This window comes from Enterocloster sp. OA13 (assembly GCF_022440595.1).
GTDB classification, from domain to species: Bacteria; Bacillota; Clostridia; order Lachnospirales; family Lachnospiraceae; genus Enterocloster; species Enterocloster hominis.
In genome coordinates, this window is record NZ_JAKNTF010000001.1 from 3,560,844 (window position 1) to 3,579,902 (window position 19,059).

General features: G+C 42.1%; 7 protein-coding genes. All 7 read right to left on the reverse strand.

Going from position 1 to position 19,059, the window contains the following annotated elements; translation table 11 throughout:
* Positions 1–66: 66 nt before the first annotated feature.
* Entirely contained in the window at positions 67–306 is a 240-nt protein-coding gene (locus tag MCJ35_RS15875) for a helix-turn-helix domain-containing protein (protein WP_008688092.1), read from the reverse strand.
* 284 nt (positions 307–590) lie between these two features.
* Positions 591–797, reverse strand: a complete 207-nt coding sequence (locus MCJ35_RS32130; RefSeq protein ID WP_024728263.1) for a PIN domain-containing protein — start codon at positions 795–797, stop codon at positions 591–593.
* A gap of 27 nt (positions 798–824) precedes the next feature.
* Positions 825–3,584 (reverse strand): YodL domain-containing protein, encoded by a 2,760-nt coding sequence (locus MCJ35_RS15880; protein WP_024720775.1) that lies wholly within the window; start codon positions 3,582–3,584, stop codon positions 825–827.
* An 80-nt stretch (positions 3,585–3,664) separates the two neighbouring features.
* Entirely contained in the window at positions 3,665–11,347 is a 7,683-nt protein-coding gene (locus tag MCJ35_RS32570) for a DEAD/DEAH box helicase family protein (protein ID WP_024728264.1), read from the reverse strand.
* A gap of 68 nt (positions 11,348–11,415) precedes the next feature.
* Positions 11,416–12,504 (reverse strand): DUF5688 family protein, encoded by a 1,089-nt coding sequence (locus tag MCJ35_RS15890; protein ID WP_024720776.1) that lies wholly within the window; start codon positions 12,502–12,504, stop codon positions 11,416–11,418.
* 6 nt (positions 12,505–12,510) lie between these two features.
* Positions 12,511–12,651, reverse strand: coding sequence for a hypothetical protein (locus MCJ35_RS15895; RefSeq protein ID WP_240299562.1), 141 nt, complete (start codon positions 12,649–12,651; stop codon positions 12,511–12,513).
* A gap of 88 nt (positions 12,652–12,739) precedes the next feature.
* Positions 12,740–19,024 (reverse strand): SpaA isopeptide-forming pilin-related protein, encoded by a 6,285-nt coding sequence (locus MCJ35_RS15900; RefSeq protein WP_024720777.1) that lies wholly within the window; start codon positions 19,022–19,024, stop codon positions 12,740–12,742.
* Between the last annotated feature and the right edge of the window lie 35 nt (positions 19,025–19,059).

Genomic DNA, 19,059 nt, shown 5'->3' on the forward strand with positions numbered 1-19,059 from the left:
CTTCTAACCCTTTCCCATAAAAAAACCATCTTGCAGAATCTGAATCCTAAGATTATTTGCCTGTTCCTATAACTCCGGTTCCAAATCTGCAAAGATGGGATCTTCAAAAAATTCCTGTATTGTAATATCCAATCCATCGCATATCTTTTTAATTGTAACTACGCCAGCATTCCTGCTTTGTCCATACAAAATATTTTTCAGTGTTGAAGGCGGGACGCCTGAGCGCACCGCCGCTTCATTCACTGTGATATCTTTCTGCTTAATCAGATCGTTTAACCGATATATGACCGCTGTTTTTATATCCACGGTATCGACCACCTTTTTTTCTTCTATTTTATATAAATCGGCTTTAAAAGGTCGCCCATATATAGTCTTTTTGATCTATGCACGATATTTTTTTAACAGTTTTTCTTATTCTAGCAGAAATCCGCTAAATTTCTATATTTTATTAGATACATGAAACCCTGTGAGAACATTTCTGATCCTACGCAGGGTTTTCCACTTTGTTATAAAATTTTTATATTTTGCAGTATGCTGGATCGGAGTTATCATTCAACTTTCCTTCTGCTGCCGATTGTAAAAACATATTTTTACGAATAAATATTCAGCAGTTCTTCCGGAGAAAGCAGTGTAATCCAAAAGGAAAGAAAATCCTTTTTATTCCTTGTCACAATCGCATCACACTGATTCTCCTTCGTACAAGTTGCAAGTAGGCAGTCTTCAAAATCAGATACTCTCTGCAAATAAGCAGGCAGCACATCTTCGTTCGTCACTGTCAGCACTTTTGCTATGTCCAAAACGGAGCCAAGTGCCTTTCTATAAATTTATACCGTTCTTACATCCCGATCAGCTCCTCTCTCCAGCTCATCTTTTCCCTGCTTTTCTTGGATTTTTCTCTTATTGATTTCCAGTCGTTCATGAATAGATGGCTTCTTTGCCTTCGTAGTTGCTTTATTCTTTTCTGTTTGCATACTCGAAACTACCTTTTTCACAGCTTTGTCATTATCCCCTTTTGTCACATTCGCTGCTCTTGACGCTTCTACTCTGCTGTCCTGCTTTTCTGCAACCTGCCGTTCCTGCTTTTCCTGCACACTTTTTTCTTCCAGACTGCAAAAGCTCTGCAAATATGGCAGCACATGGTTCTGCATATCGGTCAGATCTTCCATACACTTCTGAAACTCTTCATTTCCCTTGTTTTTCAGATAACCAATCCAGCTTTCATCCGTAAGTTTCAGTTCATTTTGGAGTTTCAGCTGACTTAAAATACCGCCATTTCCTGTTCCAATATCTATTTTCCCTTTGAAATGTTGCATCATTTTATCGCCTTTTTCCGCATAATATATAGTAAAAAACATCTGGGCTGTTACCATCGGCTCATCCGTCCTCGGATTACGGTCTGCGTACCATTCCTTATCCTTCTGTGCAGTACGGGAATCCAAATCTGAGAGCTTCTGACAGCGTGGTTCCATCAGCTCTCGCTTTTCACAGTAATTCACATACACCATCGGCTCTGTTTCTTTGGATATATCTGGTTCGTAGGATTTCAGCCGTTCCAGCAAAACACCTGCCCACACGGACTGCTCACAGTCTTCTTCAATCACATCCTTCAGAAAGGAAATATAAGAACCAACATTTCCACTTTGCAGATCCAGCATGACTTCCTGTATGGTATCCTGCCCTGGCTCTACATGGTCCCGATAGTCATACGGATCGAAGTCTTCCGCAATCTCATCCAATGCTGCTGCCAGTTCTTCTGTTGTCATTTTTTTCGGATACATTGCCTCACGCACATCCTGAATCGGGATATATTTATAATCAGGCAATGCTTTATGAATCTTCTCCAAACCTTCACGCACCACCGGCTGATCTTTTAAAAACCGCACATTATCCAAGAAGTCGCCGTGTATCGTTGTTCCCATTACAATTAACAGTTCTGTTTCATCAAACAAGCTATCCTCCGGATCACGATAAATAATCCCCATTCCACTGCCTTTATAAGCGTTTTCCGGATCTTCTCTGTACTTCTCATAGATTGCTGCGATTTCTTTCACATCTGTGCTTTTCTCATAAGCTCCCATATCATGAATTTCATCACATTCTGCAGCATAATATTCCAGATAAGCTTCTTTCTTAGGCGGCATATTATTGAGTACATTATCAATCATGTTATAATTGGCCTCTTCCAGTTCCTCCACCTTTGCCAATGGCTTATATTCGCCCTGGCTTTTCTGAATCTCTGCCATTACAACTTCATCCATTTCTTCTACTTTCTCCATCAACCGATCATAATCTCCACGGATGCGTTCTCCAGTCCAGCCTTCGTCTTCCAAAAGTTCCTCCGCCGCTTCTTGAATAGAAATTTCATCATTCTCATAAACGCCACCATCCATCAAGCGGAAATCTTCATCGTAAAAGGAATAATCATATCCTTCTTCTGTTCTCTGAATAGCAAAGTAACGTTCTCCTACCTCATATGCCAGTTCACTAAGGACCTGTTCTTCCAGATTCAGGAAAGAATCTAGCTGTTCAAAACTGATACTGTCTACAAAATGAGCAGTTACTTTTTCCCCGTCATTCAGAACTACGATATCACTGACAGACAGGGAATGCCCACGGAAATCTTCCGGTCTATCAATGTTGAACCTTTCAAAAATATCATCCAGTGACATATTTCCTGATAATTCACCAACATAGACCAGCTTGTAATCTTCTTTTTTTATCTTCATACCATGACTTTCAATAAAACTCATATTCATAAAAGCATAGTTTTCGCCCGGTGAATCATCCCGGATCTGATAAATACCAAATACCCTTCTTGTTCCTAACAACAGGTTTGCTTCTTTCAATGACTGAATCTGTGGATATTTCTGCATTTCCCATTCCAGGTTACGGAAACGCTCCAGTTCTGTCATAGACATCTGATAATGCTCTGGTCCTCGTTCAATTTCCATACGTTCTGTGACATACATCGGTGATGAAAAATTAGTGATCAGATAGATATCTGCTCCTGCATCGTATAATTTCAGTGCTTCTTCCTGCTCAATGACACTCATAGGCTCCTGAAATGCTCCTAAATTTTCTTCTGCATGATCTAGGTTGTTATCCTTTATCCGTTCCCACATCTGCAATTCCATTCCAAACAAACCGTCGTGTGCCTGTATCATTTCTTTACTCGCATATTCACCTTTACTGCCATCACTTCCAAGGCAATAAATCTTAGAACCCATTCTGTGATAATCCAAGGCTGCTTCTTTTCTAAGTGGCACCATATCTTCTGCTGTATATCCATAGTCACGTAATTCCAGCTTACCTATGGTTGGATCCAGCAGTTCTTGAATATCCATTCTTGCGTCATCCAGCAAATCCTCTACACCTTCTTGATCTGCCTGACTCACTGCATCTGCCAGATTTCTTACCAAATTCCTAACTTTCTCTTCCTCGCCGATCAGATTCGCATATTCAAAAATCTGTTCTTTTACATCTGTTGAAAATTCTATATCTCTACGCTCTGCCTGAGCAATCCGTTCCTGCGTATATTCCTGCATTTTCTGCGTTTCTTTTCCTGTTATCATACTTCTCGCCATTCAAATTCCTCCTGTGTTCTAAAAAATGGCATAACAGGCAGAACCTTCTTCTACCAAATTATGCCATCTTTCCTGTTTATTTATTCCAGACCGAAGTCCCGTTTTCTGTTTTCCTTGCCAGTTTCACTTTCCCGCTGACTCTTTTCTTTATAAATCTGCAGTTTTTCATGGATAGAACCACGTGTCGGTCTTTCTTCTTTCTCATCTGATTCAGACACCTCTGTTTCTGCATCTTCCCGTTCATCCATATTGAGCAATGCATTTAATTCTGACAGTCGCTCCAGTTTCTGGTTCAACTCCTCTTCTTTTGGAAATGGCTTTCCAACCTCTTCTTTTGCATTTGCAAGCTGTTCATATACTGTTTCCAGTCTTTGTTGTGCTTCTGAAAGCTTCTCTGGATAACTGTCCAACAGATTGTTGATACGAGTAATATTTCCAAGTGCATCTGCTCCAAGATGAACTTTCGAGACAGCCTCATGTTTGACAGATAGAATAAATTCTTTACTCCATCCATCAAACTGAATCCTCATATTGAATCCCTGATAGTTTCCGATATCCATCGCAGCATCTACAGCTTTAATATCTTTACATACCGCCAGAAGTGCTGCTCCTGCCTCTTTCTTTTCTGTGAACTCTTTGCCGCCAATCTCCATAGTAAACTGCTCTGGATCTGTGATTTTATGCTCTGAGTAATGAGCGATGTCTGCCTTGTAGCTGTCAATGATTTCTGTCAGTTTTGCAATCTGTTGTGGAAAATTCCTTGCAATATCATCTTCCAGGCGGTACTGGTTATTCATGTGGTTGGCTTTTAAAAGTTTTAATTTTGCCACATCAACATCCAATGCCATCTTCTCTTTTACTGCTGGATTTCCGGTTGCAAGAGCTTTGACCTCTGCATAGGAAAGTGCCGCTTCGTCCACATCTTCACAGCTTCGCACAGGTGCTTTGCTGGTCATAATCTGAGAAATGAATTTCTGCTTGTTCTCAACCAACTGCCACATGTAGCTGTCAAATGTGGATTCAGTTACATACCGGAAGATATGAACCTTTTTATTATGATTTCCCTGACGGATAATACGCCCTTCCCTCTGTTCCAAATCAGATGGTTTCCAGCCAATATCCAGATGGTGCAACGCAATCAGACGGTCCTGCACGTTGGTCCCGGCACCCATCTTTGCTGTTGAGCCAATCAAAAAACGAACCTGCCCGGATTTCACTTTTCCAAACAGCTCCGTCTTCTTTGCTTCTGTATTTGCATCATGAATAAAAGCAATCTCTTTTTCCGGTACACCTTTCGCTATCAGTTTCTGCTTCAAGTCATCATAAACATTGAAACTGCCATCACCTTTCGGTGTGCTCAAGTCACAGAAAATCAATTGTGCAGATTTCTGTGCTGCCGTGTCTTTCCAGATCTCATAACTTTTCTCTGCACAGACTGATATTTTGCTTTCTGGATTATCTGGCAATAATTCGTTCACCAAACGCTGATCCAATGCCAATTTTCTTCCATCATTGGTAATTTTCAGCATATTATCAACCGAAGCATCTACCCCTCCGTTTCTGACAACTTCTGCACGTTCCCCCAGACTTTCTACGATTTCTTTCTGCTGTTCCGTTGGTTTCAGCACCACTGTTTCATATTCCGCCTCTGGCACAGGAAGCTTTAACTGATCGGAAGTCTTGATATCTGCAATCTCCTTAAACATATTCATCAGTTCCGGAATATTATAAAATCTTGCAAATCTTGACTTTGCACGGTAGCCTGTTCCTTCTGGTGCAAGCTCAATGCTCGTGACTACCTCGCCAAAGGTGGAGGCCCAGGAATCAAACAGTCCAAGTCCCATATTTTGTAATTTGCTGTTCTGCAGATACCTCTGCATAACATATAATTCCGTCATGCTGTTGCTAATCGGTGTGCCCGTAGCAAAGGTAATGCCTTTTCCTCCGGTAATCTCATCCAGATACTGACATTTATTAAACATATCCGCCGACTTCTGTGCTTCATTCTGTGCAATCCCGGCTACATTTCTCATTTTTGTATAAAGAAATGCGTTTTTATAACTGTGTGCTTCATCTACATATAAATGATCCACTCCCAGTTCTTCAAACGTAACTACCTGATCTTTTTTCTCTTTCTGATTCAGTTTCTCCAGCCTTGTCTGCAATGTTTTTCTTGTCTTTTCAATCTGTTTGACGGTATAACGTCCACCATCCTGTTCATACCTTGCACTCTGGATTGCCATTTCCAGATCATCAATCTGCCTCTGAAGCATGGCTTCCTGTTTCTCATCAGAGATTGGAATACGCTCAAACTGGGAATGACCAATAATAACAGCATCGTAATTTCCCATAGCGATTCTGGCACAGAACTTCTTTCGGTTTGCCGGTTCAAAGTCTTTCTTGGTTGCTACCAAAATATTTGCTCCTGGATATAACTGCAGGAACTCCGCTCCCCACTGCTCTGTCAAATGGTTTGGCACAACAAAGAGATTCTTTTGTGATAATCCCAGACGTTTGCTCTCCATTGCCGCCGCTACCATTTCGTAAGTCTTCCCAGCTCCTACTACATGTGCCAGAAGCACATTATCACCGTATAACTGATGTGCGACTGCATTTTTCTGATGCGGACGAAGCTCTATTTCCGGATTCATTCCTGGAAAACTCAAGTGACTACCATCATATTCACGGGGACGGATACTATTGAAACGCTCATTGTACACGCTTACCAGCCTTTCTCTCCTCTGCTGATCCTTAAAAATCCAATCTTGGAATGCAGCCTTCAAGGCATCCTGCTTTTGTGATGCCAACATAGTTTCTTTTTTATTCAAAACTCGCACTTCATCCCCATTGTCATTTACGACTTTATCATAGATTCTAACATCTTTTAGATTCAAGGTATCTTCCAGAATCCGGTAGGCATTTGCTCTCTCCGTTCCATACGTTGCATAAGCAAACGCATTTCTTGGACTGTCGGCGTTCTTTCCTGTAATCCTCCACTCACCATTTACCTCAGAGAATTTTACCTGTATTTCCTTCTGTGCAAGATACCTCGGCGTATGAAGCAGTTCCACCATAAAATCCTGATAATCCGAAGGTTCAATCCAGGTGGCTCCAATACGCACTTCAATCTCCGACGCTTCCAGATCTCTTGGCTGAACTGCCTCCAATGCACGCACATTCGGTGTGAATTCCGGATGATTCTCTGCAAAAGTTCTCGCTGTATTTAATTTATCTCTGACGTTTCCAGACAGATATTCATCTCCGCTTTCCCACTGGTCTGTCAGTGGATTTTTGAAGATAACTCCAACCAGCTCTTCTGTGATTTTCTCTTCGGTCTTTCCGGTCAACTGTGCCATATATGGAAGATCTACTTTAGCCTTTTCATTTAGGGACAGAGCAAGTGCTTCTGTGGCTGTCTCCACACTTGTCACAGCGACCGCCTTTTTAATGGTTCGTTTGGTGAACATGTCCGCTTTCCGCTTCAATGTTCCATCTTCATTCAAGTCTTCCAGGGAACACAGCAGACAATAAGAAGAGTCATCAGAAAATGCACGTTTGTTAGCATTACTTCCAATAACTCCATACTTTGCTGTGTAGGTATCATACACCTGATTCAGTTTTTTCTGCTGTTTCTGGATTTCTTCGTCTGTGACAAATTCTTCCATCTGCATGGCGATCAGTTCACGAACGGTATCACGGATTGCAACCATGCCTTTTACACGTTCTGCAGTGACTGCAGGCATTTTCACCTGATTCATCAAAGAATTGACACGGTAATATACCTGATCATCTACCACCGTATAGCTGTAATTTCGGACATTCGGATCTGCCGGAATACTCTCTGGCATCTCATCCAGTTCTGCCTCTATATCTACTGCCGCTACCATGCTTCCTCTGATGTGTTTTACAACTTCTTGTAACTGTAATTCCAGATCAGCTCCTTCCATTGGAGCACAGGTTGTTTCCATACCATACGGACCGGACACTTCTTTCATCTCACCAAGAATCAATCCCGGATGCTGAACAAAATACTTGTTAATGGTAATCCCATTTGCATCACTCTCCAAATTCACCCAGTCTGGCATCACTTTTGTGAAACTCTCACGCTTCTGGAAAAACAAAATATCAGCACTGACTTCTGTTCCTGCATTTGCCTTAAAAGCTGTGTTCGGCAGTCGGATAGCCCCCAGCAGGTCTGCACGCTCTGCCAAATATTTCCGGACTTCCGGTGATTCCTTGTCCATAGTTCCCTTTGTTGTGATCAACGCAGCTACACCACCTGGACGTAACTGATCTATAGTCTTGGCAAGAAAGTAATCATGAATCATAAAATTGTAGCGGTCATACTGACGGTCATTGACCTTATATGCACCGAATGGCACATTTCCGATTGCCACGTCAAAGAAATCATTGGGATAATCCGTCTTCTCAAAGCCTTTGATCTGGATATTGGCATCTGGATAGAGAAGTTTAGCAATTCTGCCACTGATGCTGTCCAGTTCCACTCCATAGAGTTTGGACTGGTTTAGATTCTCTGGAAGCTTTCCAAAGAAGTTCCCGACTCCCATAGATGGCTCCAGGATATTTCCCTTTGTAAATCCCAGATTCTCCAACACCTGATACATACTTTCAATCACAATCGGCTGTGTATAATGAGCATTTAATGTGGAAGCTCTGGCTGCAGCATATTCTTCCGGTGTAAGGACGGTCTTTAATTCCAAATATTCTGTCTCCCATGCAGATTTTGTCTCATCAAATGCATCTGCAAGACCTCCCCAGCCGACGTACCTGGATAAGATTTCCTGTTCCTCTGGTGTCGCATTGCGGTTCTCATCCTCACATTTTTTTAACAGCTGAATAGCCATAATATTGGCTCGGAATTTCTCCTTCGGTGTTCCCTGTCCAAGTTCATCATCTGTGATATGGAAGTTCGTTGCTGGAATCAGTTCTGCTATTCCGTTAATCTCTTCCAATGATTCTTTTTCTTCCAATACCTCAACTTCTCCCGACAGTTCTTTTTCTTTTTTATCATAATCTGTCCACACACGTTTAGAAATAGCAGTAAAATAGGAAGACTCTTCCTCCATGATTTCTTCCTTGATTTCCCGTAATTTATCTAAGGTATCCGCATTTACTGTTTTGTTGTGATAATGATAATAAAGTACTTCTTGTCCAAGTTTTACATCCAGACGTTCCAATTCTTGTGTTGACATTCGCTCCCAAATATCATCTTTTTCCGTATGAATCGTGAAACCTTCTCCATCATCATGATATTCTAATGTGTATTGAAGTCGATTCTCTTCTCCCTTAACTTTGCAAGCAAAATCATAGATTTTTGTTCTGGTACCGGACATATATTCTGAATCAACTAGTCGCAGATCCGTTATATCTTCCGCTGTAAAAGTATCCTGTTCCAGCTGTTCTCCTAACATCTGCTGTGCTTCTTCCAGGTCTGCCAGTCTTTGTGCTTCCTGTCGTTCTTCGTACTTTTCCATTTCTTCCGGTGACAAATAATCATCTGTGCGGATTAACTGGCGAACACGTTCTGCAACCTTGTTCCACTTTAATAAAACTTCTACCTCTGGACTGCCAATTTTCCCTTTTGCAAGTTTTAATCCTTTTGCATCATGGGATGCATCGGAAGCATCTGCTCCTGGTATTCCGGGTGAGGAACCACCTGTTCCATACTCATTTTTCAGGAACTCAGCTGCATCTTTCATATCATGATGTTCCATGAAATACTCATAGATTCGGTTACGTCCTCCTGCAGTAATGCCGCCTCTTCTTAACACTGCGTCAATTTCATCCTGTGTGATAAAGGATAGTGCCGGACGTTCGACCGTAAATTTCTGGTCTACCCAGGAACGCTCCCTCTGAAGATCCTGAAAGCGTTGGAAATATTCCGGATTATGCTGAATCTCCCAGCGGTGATAATCTCCCGGATTCTCATCCATATATTTCTGCAGCCATTCAAAACGATAGACAATCGCATCTGCTTCCTCTTGATCTGTCCATGCTCCACTCACTACATCCTGCCAGTCTGAATATGATTGTTTCTTTTCCCAGTTTCTGCAAGTATCCCGAAAATGAAGTGCAAGAAGATTGGTCATTTCTTCCTGCTCCTGTTCAATGGCATTATTGGAAATCAAATTATCCACGTAATTTCCATCCTCATACATATCCCGAATTCTGTTCGCTGCTTCTTCCCACGTAACCATGCGGTCAAAGTTTCTTCTGGCAGAGTCCCCTCGCCGGATACGGATACCATCATTGTCATACCAGATACTGATTTTCTGACCATCTATGGTAAATCCTTTGCCACCAGTTCCATATTCATCTTTCAGAAAACTCCGCATTTCTTCATTATCCAGACCTTCAATCAGTCTTGCTGTAATATGAAACAGTGTATTTTTCTGTCCGCTTCCCGTGCGGAGAATATCATTTACCACTTCATCGGAAATAAGAAAAGCGGCTGGCTGTTCCAATGCAGCTGCCGCTTTCCTTATTTCTCCTAACTGTTCCTCTTCTGTTGGGAACAGACTTAACTGTAAATAATCTCCTGAATCACCAGCTCCTCTGCCTGTGCCTTGATCTGGTTCATGTGTCTGGTCCATGCCATCCCGTCTGCCATTTTGTCCGGTGCCGGATCTTTCTCCAGAAGTTCGTTCATCAGGTCGTCTACTCTCTGTCTTGCCTGGCTGTCGATCTCCATCAGATGACTGTCCAGACGGTTCTGCAGTGTCAGAATGTTGAACCTGGCTACCTTGTGATTTCTCAGATACTCTTTCCGCATCATTCCGTACTTGCCGATGGTTCCTCTCGTCTCTTCCAGGCTGATATCTGGAATCTGATACTCTCCGTTCTGGCTGTAACTGATCTCTCTCATAGTCTGTTTCCTCCTTTTTTTCTTCTCTATCTTCTGTGTTATCTGTATTACTTTCACGCATTAACGTGTTAAATTCATTATAGACTACTTCTTTTTCTTTTGCAACCGTTTTCAGGTCATTTTCCAGATTATTCAGCACATATCGTCCAATCTGCATCAGGACTGGTCTGCTGATCTCATTGACTGCACTTCCCAGATGTCCTAATACTATCAGCTGATTAAAGTCCGTAATATGCCGAAAATCCTCTGCATCCAGATATTCCTGTGCATCCAGTCCACACCGGTTTAGTAATACATACCAGACACTATTGGTCATCAGTTCCCGAAATTCGACTTCCTGATTCTGTTCGTCCAGTTCTTCCAGAAATGTCCCTGTTACGTCCAGTCTCAGTTCTTCCAATGCATCTGGAAGCCATTCTTGCATACTCTCCTTCGCTGCCTGATGCAGACTTTCAGCAAGTCCTCCTTCTGTATCTTCCAGTGATAACTGCTCCTGCAGATAATCTGCCACCAGCTGTTCTCCTTCCACCGGAAGATTCCATAACTGAGGATCCTTTCCAAGATTCCGCACTTTATAAGTGTCCTGCACATCAAATACATACCGAAGTTTCGTTTTCGGTCCGGAAGTATTGTCAATCAAGGCAATCCCTTTGGATCCCTTTTTGATCCAGCGGTACATCTTCTGATTCCAGATTTCCATGGATGCTACGGCAGTTGCTTCCGGTCGCTGTGCATAAATTAAAAGCTGTTCTGGAAAAGTGTATTTGTACAGTCTGGATGCAGTGTTTAGGAACCGCATCCATTCCTGCGGACTGGCAGCTACATCTTTTGCCACCTCTTCCGTCAGCTGTTCCATTGCATATAATTTATTTGCCATGCGCTACTCCTTTTCATAAAATCAGGGACTGCTTAGCACAGTCCCCTTAAAATCATCGTTGTTACTCTTTATAATGCTGTGGCAAGCTCTTTTGACTTATTCTTTGGCACTTTGTCTCCCTCTTTTGCCTTGATTTCTGCCTTAGCTTTCTCCAGTCTTCCATGGATTCCACCTTTTACTTCCGCTTTTTCGGCTGCTTTTTCTTTCTCCAAACGAGCTTCCCTACGCTCAGCATTTTCCATAACTGCCGTTTTCCCATCACAAAACTGAACTTTATCGGAAAGCTGCTCCTGTCTCTCCACCTTTGTCTCATTGACTTCCTGTACCATCGCATTTAATTCCGGAACCTGAAAAATGCCGTTATCAGGAAGAATCAGCACTTCATGAATGGAAGATGGGATGACAAAGTAATCACTTCCCAGGCATTCCCCAATCTGTTTACGAATATCTTCCTGCAGTAACAGGGAAGCTCCATTCATCTTAGCTTTGTTTGTCAGACAGAACATTGGGTTTTCCATGGCTTCCATATCCATTTTTTCATTCAGCAGGTTTTCTGGTTCTTCACCAAAAATCATAGATTTGATAATCTCATTCATATCCATAAGTGTGACACCACGTTTTCGGTCTGCCACCATCGCATCCGCTTGAATCTGTTCGGCAGATACTCCCCACTCGTTCATCAGAGAAACAGTTACCGGAATACTGCTGATCCCTTCTCCATTTTCCTCCAGATTTACTGCATAATAAGCTGCAAAATCTCCGTGTTCTGTGACTACTTTATCTGCAAGAAGATCGGTATTCCATTCCTTATCACAAATTCTCATCTGTAATTTGTCCTTCATCTTTTCATAATCCAGAATATCTGGAACTCCCATATCAAAAAATTCTGCTTTTCCCTGTGCCTCAATACGCATATCAGCCACATCGCCAACACAAGAGTCTACATCTTTTCCATGGATATATTCCTGGTAGAGGGAATCCAGATAGACTGTCGGTACGATTCTCTGATCTCCATTCGGAATCGTAATACCTGTCAGCTTCAAACCATTGTTTTTTTCTACTTCCTGCAGTTTAATTTCTGCATCCTTATAAGACTCTGGCAGATACTCCTTTACATTGTCTTTGACATATTCATAAAATTCTTTTCTGTTCATCATACGCTTTTACCCCTTTCTGATCATGTGATGGTTCATTCTTTTTCTGCTGACCATCTGCTCGGATTTCTTCTGATAAGCCATCATTCTCTTTAAAGTTTTCTCCTGGTTTTTTCGTGCTTCCCGTCTTTTTTCCATTGCTTTCATCATAGTTTTCTGTTCCTTTCTGTGATATTTTTGTATGAAAAAGGGAGCCTCACATAGAAGCTCCCAATCATAACCGTTGGTTTTAGTTTCCTTATTTGCTTTTCCTTTTCCTGCTGATATACAGTCCTGCCATACCTCCTGTGGAGATTACAAGAAGCAGGATCGGCAGCCAGATATTCGTGCTGTCACCTGTTTTCGGTGCGTTTGATACCTTTGTCTCTTCATGGGATTGTGGTGTGTTCGGTGTTTCTGGAACTTCCGGTTTCTCATTTGTCAGATTAAAGGTAACTTCTACAACCGGTGTACTGTCATCTGCATAGGCAAATGTCACTTCATGCTTGGTCTGATCCAGTGTGTATCCGTCCAGTGTCTTTGTTTCCACCAGATAATACTTGATAGCGGTATCATATTTGCCGTTCTTAAATGTGGCAATCTCATACAGCTTACTTTCTGCATGACCGGCAGCATCTGTCTTTAAGGTTTCCAGAACTTTTCCTTTGCTGTCACGAAGTTCAAATTCTACCCCTTTCAGCGGTTCTCCTGATGATTTATCTGTCTTATTGAGAATCACTTTTCCCTTGGCAGTGTCATCTTTCATAGCTACTTTCTGGATCTCTCCAGTATCCTTTACTTCAAAACTAACATCCGATGTCAGAAGATATCCTTTCGGTGCCTGCTCTTCACGTAAGGTATATTTACCGATTGGAAGTTTTTCGATATAGTGTGCTTCCTCTGTGGAAGTCCAGCTCTCTACTACCTGATCATCCTTATCGAGAATCGTCAGTTTCGCACCTGGAATCTCAGTTTCTCCTGTGATATCCGTCTTACTGATCTGCACTTTTGTCACATCATCTTTCATCTCTACTTTCTGAATCTCGGCTGTATTTTCTACTGTAAAGGTAATACTTTCTGCAGTGACATATCCATCTGCCGGTTTTGTCTCTGTCATGGTGTATTCCTTACCAACAACCAGTTCTTTGATCACATGGGGTTCTTCCGTAGAAGTCCATTCATCCACTGCATTGCCATCTGAATCCGTCACTTTCAGGTGTGCACCTGGAAGTTCTTTACCTGTTGTCAGGTCTGTTTTGGTCAGCTCCACTGTGGTTGGCTGATTCTCAAAAGTAAAGTCGTAGCTTACTTCTGCCTGGTCTTCTCCGGCATATTCAAAGGTAAATTCCTGTATTTCTTCTGTTGTAACAAATCCGTCCGGCGCAAAGATCTCTTTCACATAGTATTTTCCATCTACCGGAAGATCTGCCGTAAAAGTAATCTGTCCTTTTTCATCCGTTACCCTCTGCTCGATCAGACTGCCTTTCTCAAGGAGTACCTCGCCCTTTGCATTTTTGATATCTTCACTGGTATAAAGACCAAAGACACCACCTGCAAGAACACGTTCTGTATCTTTTTCTTTCTTCAGAACCGTAACCTTTACTTTCTGACGGGCATTCTGCCATTTCTCATCATAAGTGATGACTGGTGTGTCCTGATCACGGTAGGAAAGGTCAACATATCTCGGCTCTTTGTCCAGCACATAACCGTGGGCTGTTTTTACTTCCTTCACATAGTATTTTCCAGCCGGGAGATCTCCCATCTGTGCAATACCATTGGAATCTGTGGTAATGGTTCCTACTTTTTCATCTGCTTTGAAATAATCTTCACTGACACCATCTGCCGCTTTGATATCTTCCGCAGCAAATACATCGAAAGTCACATCTGAAAGGCTTCCGGTTACATACTCAAAAAGATGCTCCACGGTACCTTTTACATGATCCAAAAGTGTCACCTTATCCAGAAACTCTCCATTTTTGTTGATGATCAGAAGTCCTGTTGGAACTTCATCTTTCATCTCTACTTTCTGAATCTCGGCAGTATCTTCCAGTGTGAACTTCACATCCGTCGTTTTCAGATATCCATACGGTGCCATTTCCTCTCGAAGGGTGTATTCTTCACCCACAGTCAGTCGTTTGATCACATGTGGCTGATCTTTTACAGAAGTCCACTGATCCACAACATTTCCTTCTTTATCAAGAACGGTGAGTTTTGCCCCATCCAGTTCCACACCTGTTGTTACATCAGATTTTGTGATTTCAACTGTTGTCGGCTGGTTCTTTTTCACTGTTTTCAGTTTTACTGTCTTCACATCCTGCCCCTGGTAAGAAGCATCCAGATTCAGAACTTCATCAGAGGATACAAATCCCGCCGGTGCTTTTAACTCCTTCACATAATACTGTCCAAGTGGCAGATCCAGCGTACATGCTGCAAGACCATCGTTATCAGAAGTCATTTCCTGTAAGAGTGTGTCTGCTTTCACGATTACTTTTCCATCCGCCTTAATATCCGCCTTGTTATAGATACCAAAGACAGCTCCCGCTACGGTTGCACCATTTTCTGCATCCTGTTTTTCTACCTGGATTGCAACTTTCTGGCGGTCATCGCCAACCGTCACTTCCTGTTCGATCACAGGTGTATCCTGATCCGCATAGACAAATGAGACATCCGATCTGTCATGGTTCAGGACAAATCCTTCCGGTGCAGTCTTTTCTACCACATAGTAAGAACCAAGCGGCAGGTTATCAGCAACTGCTTTTCCGTCTTCCCCGGTCGTTACCGTTGTTACCAGTGCATCTTTTGCATAGATCAGCTGTCTGTTTCTGTTTTCATCTTTCTGATAATCCGGTGTATAGATATTTTCAGCTGCATAGACATGAAATGATGCACCCTTCAGGTATCTTTCTTCATAAACAAAATCCTTTTTAAATCCGGTCAGCATCTCACCTTTTTTATAGATCGTCAGTTTTCCTTTTACCGGATGGTTCTCGTAGTCTACCGTAATAATGGCATCTCCGCTCTCAGAATCCATCTGGTATGCTGTGTTTGCATCCACCGCAATCTCTACATAGTTCTTATTGATTGTGTACCCTTCCGGTGCGTTGACTTCCTCAATCCGGTAATGTCCGATCTTCAGATTCTTCGGCATGATCAGATATCCCTGGCTGTCCGTAAAATAGGACTTGTGAGTAGTTGTCACTGGGTAAGTTGTTACCTGCTCCACATACTTCTTGTTGTCCAGGTCATATACCTTAAATTCTGTTCCGGCAATCAATACAGATTTCTTTGTTTCATCGTCTTTTTTCACGATTTTCAGTTTTGCCTTAAACTCTTCATCCAGAAGCACTCTCCAGATCTGTGGCTCGTTTGGATGATGTTCTGTGATATTCACTTCAAAATCATCGACTGGCTTGTAATTGTGCGGTGTTGTAGTTTCACGCACGATATAGCTTCCAAATGGTAATGGAATACTGCAGGCATACCCTTTTTCATCTGTGAAAATCTCAGTTGCTCCATTTTCTCCACTCACTACTGGTTTGGCAGAATCAAAATCATAGCTTCCATCTGCTTTCTTTGTAAGAGAAGATTTCAGATAAACTGTAAATCCGGCTCCGGATAACAGATCTGCATCGGTCTTTCCATTGTTGGCTGCCTTGATGATCTGAAATGGCTGTTTGATGACCTGCTCACTGGAAGTGCACTCTCTTTTTACTTCTGCTGTCATATCTCCTTCATAACTGCACACAAGATCATGCTCTTCTGTATCTGCCAGGTATCCGGTCGGCGGTGTGATCTCTTTGACATAATATTTTCCAAGATATAAACCTTTTACAGAAGACTGTCCTTTGTCATCTGTTGTAAGAGATGCTACCTGTTCTCCTGCTTTATAAATAGTTCCGGTTGCTCCGTCCGGATGCACGATATCTTCACGGGCATACAGACCATAAACTGCACCTTTCAGTGTGGCATCTCCCTGTGGTACTGCTTTTCCTGTTTCTTTATCAACTTTGAATAAATTGATCTTTGCTGTCACACGGTCATTGCTGAAGGTATGGGCAAATGATACGGTTGCTTCTTTATCATTGGTGTAAGAAAACTTGAACGTATACACATCTTCTGTATTTCTTACATAGCCTTCCGGCGCCTGATCTTCTTTTACGGAATAGGAATATCCAATCGGAAGATCTGCTGTGAATTTTGCTGTTCCATCTGCTCCAGTAGTTGCTTTCTCAATCAGTGTTCCTTTTTTCACAACAACGGTTCCGTCTGCATTTCTAATATCATCGGATGCATACAGAGCAAAAATACCGCCATTCAGTGGTTTCTTTGTATCTTTATCCTGTTTTACTACGGAAACATCTGCTTTCTGTCTTTCGTTGTTAAAAGTCACATCTGCAAATACAACTTCTTTATTCTGTCCGGCATAAGTCAGAGTCACTGGCTTTTCTTCGCTGCCGTTATAGAAATTGTCCGGTGCTTTTGCTTCTTTCACCACATAGCTTCCAAGATGCAGATTCTTCAGTGTAACAGAACCATTCTCTCCCGTAGTCAGATTATCTTTTACCAGGTCACCTTTGCTGTACACTTTTGTGCCATAAGCAGTTACGATATCTGCCCCGGCATACACGTTATACACTGCATTTTTCTGTCTGCGGTTTTCATACTGGAATACCGTTCCATTTTCACTGACATCTGCTCCGGTAAGAACTTGTCCTTCTTTGTAAATGGTAAGCTCTGCAAGCTGTTCTTTATTTTCTACAGTCACAGAGGAAGTCTTACTTGCTACCAGTTTTACATTTGTTGCCGTTGCATTTACTACATATCCCTGTGGTGCTGTGATCTCTTTCAGATAAACGGTATCCTGTGTCTTGATGATCGTAACAGAAGATTTTCCATTCTTATCTGTTGCCGGCATCTGAGTGATCAGCTTTGTACAAGCCTCATCGCTGTATACACCGAATACTGCACCTGCAAGATTGACATCCGCTGTATCGTCTTTCTTTACGATTTCGATCGTAGCCTGTTCAATCCAGGACACCTTTAAGCTTACATATTTTTCATCAGCGACACCTTCTCCAAACACAAATGCCAGATCCTGAACACTTGCATTCGTAGTCAGTTTATATGCTGAATAATCTTTTGTAATACTACCCTTCATTTTTGCAGAAAAAGTAGCACTTACATCTTTTGTCTGTGTCAGAGGTGCTGAAAGATAAAACGTAGTTCCTCCTCCAATTGTTACGCTTGCACCTGCCGCACTTACATTTCCAGTAGATACATTATAGAGCTTTACACCCTTTGGTAAGTCCATTGTAATTTTCTGCTGGGAAGATGCATTGAACTTAATGTTCTCCGTTCTCTGAACATTTCCATCTACATAAGCTTTTACATTCGGTTTTGAAAATGACATCGCTACATCTGGTATTTCCGGCTTATTCACACAATAATTATAGAGTTCTTTTGCCAAAGCCTCGCCTGTAGCATTTGTTCCATAGAATGCATCACTGCTTCCATTGGCATACGATGCAGCCATGTGAATAATGATAAATCTTTTTCCTTCTGAGAAATCCGTGTGTTTATTCGCAAAAAAACTTTCGCTCCCTGCGGCATCTGTACCGTAATAACACACTTTTGCTAACGCCTGATTGTCCCCGATCTTTGTGATTGTATAATTTCCAGATCCTGGTCCTGGTTTTGCTGGCTGTACACAATACGCAGTTGCTCTGACGCTTCCGTAGCTGATATAGTACGGCTCTGTCAGATAGGTTCCAAGATTATAATCTGCATATCTATACAGAGGTCCTTTTTCAATCGTTACCTGCTGTGTAGTTCTTGCTGAATAAGCCGAAACTGCTTCAAATGTTGCAATCTCTCCCTCTTCCATAGAATCAAGATCCACCCCTTCGTCTCCTGCCTGTTCCAAAACATCGTGAAGCTCTAACCCTGATTCTTCATCATAGGTATCCTGATTCTGTGCCTGCTCTACTAAATCATCAAATTCATCAGCATCAATATCGGTAATCTCCGAGTCTGCTTCGGAATCCTCCGCTTCTTCTGTCTGCTGTTCACTGCCAGCTGTTTCGGATTCGGTTACCGCTTCACTCCCTGCAGTTTCTGTCTGCACTTCTGTTTCTTTCTCACGCACAATCAGCTTTCGGCTGATCTGATACTTCGGATGCTCCTGATTTACCGGTTCCACATAATAGACCGCTTTGTAAGTGTCCGCATGATCTGTCGTAAAATCCTCATCCTTGTCGTTCTTTGCTTCCTCGAATGTGACTTTGACCTTGTTATCATCCTTGATTTCCAGTCCTGTGTAGTCTGATTTCACATCAAATACACTGCCTGTTTCGATTTCATAATCTTTGGCAGTCACCACCTCATCTTCATCCAGAAGGTCTTTCACTTCCTCATAAAGTGGCGGTTTTTCCTCTGGCTGGATCTCCGCTGCATATGCAGTCATCGGAGATAACACTGTACTAAGCATTGTCATGCCTGCCAGCAATCCAGATACTACTTTTCTAAAATTACCTTTTTTCTTCATGCTAAGGTCCTCTCTTTCATAATAATTGTATTAAA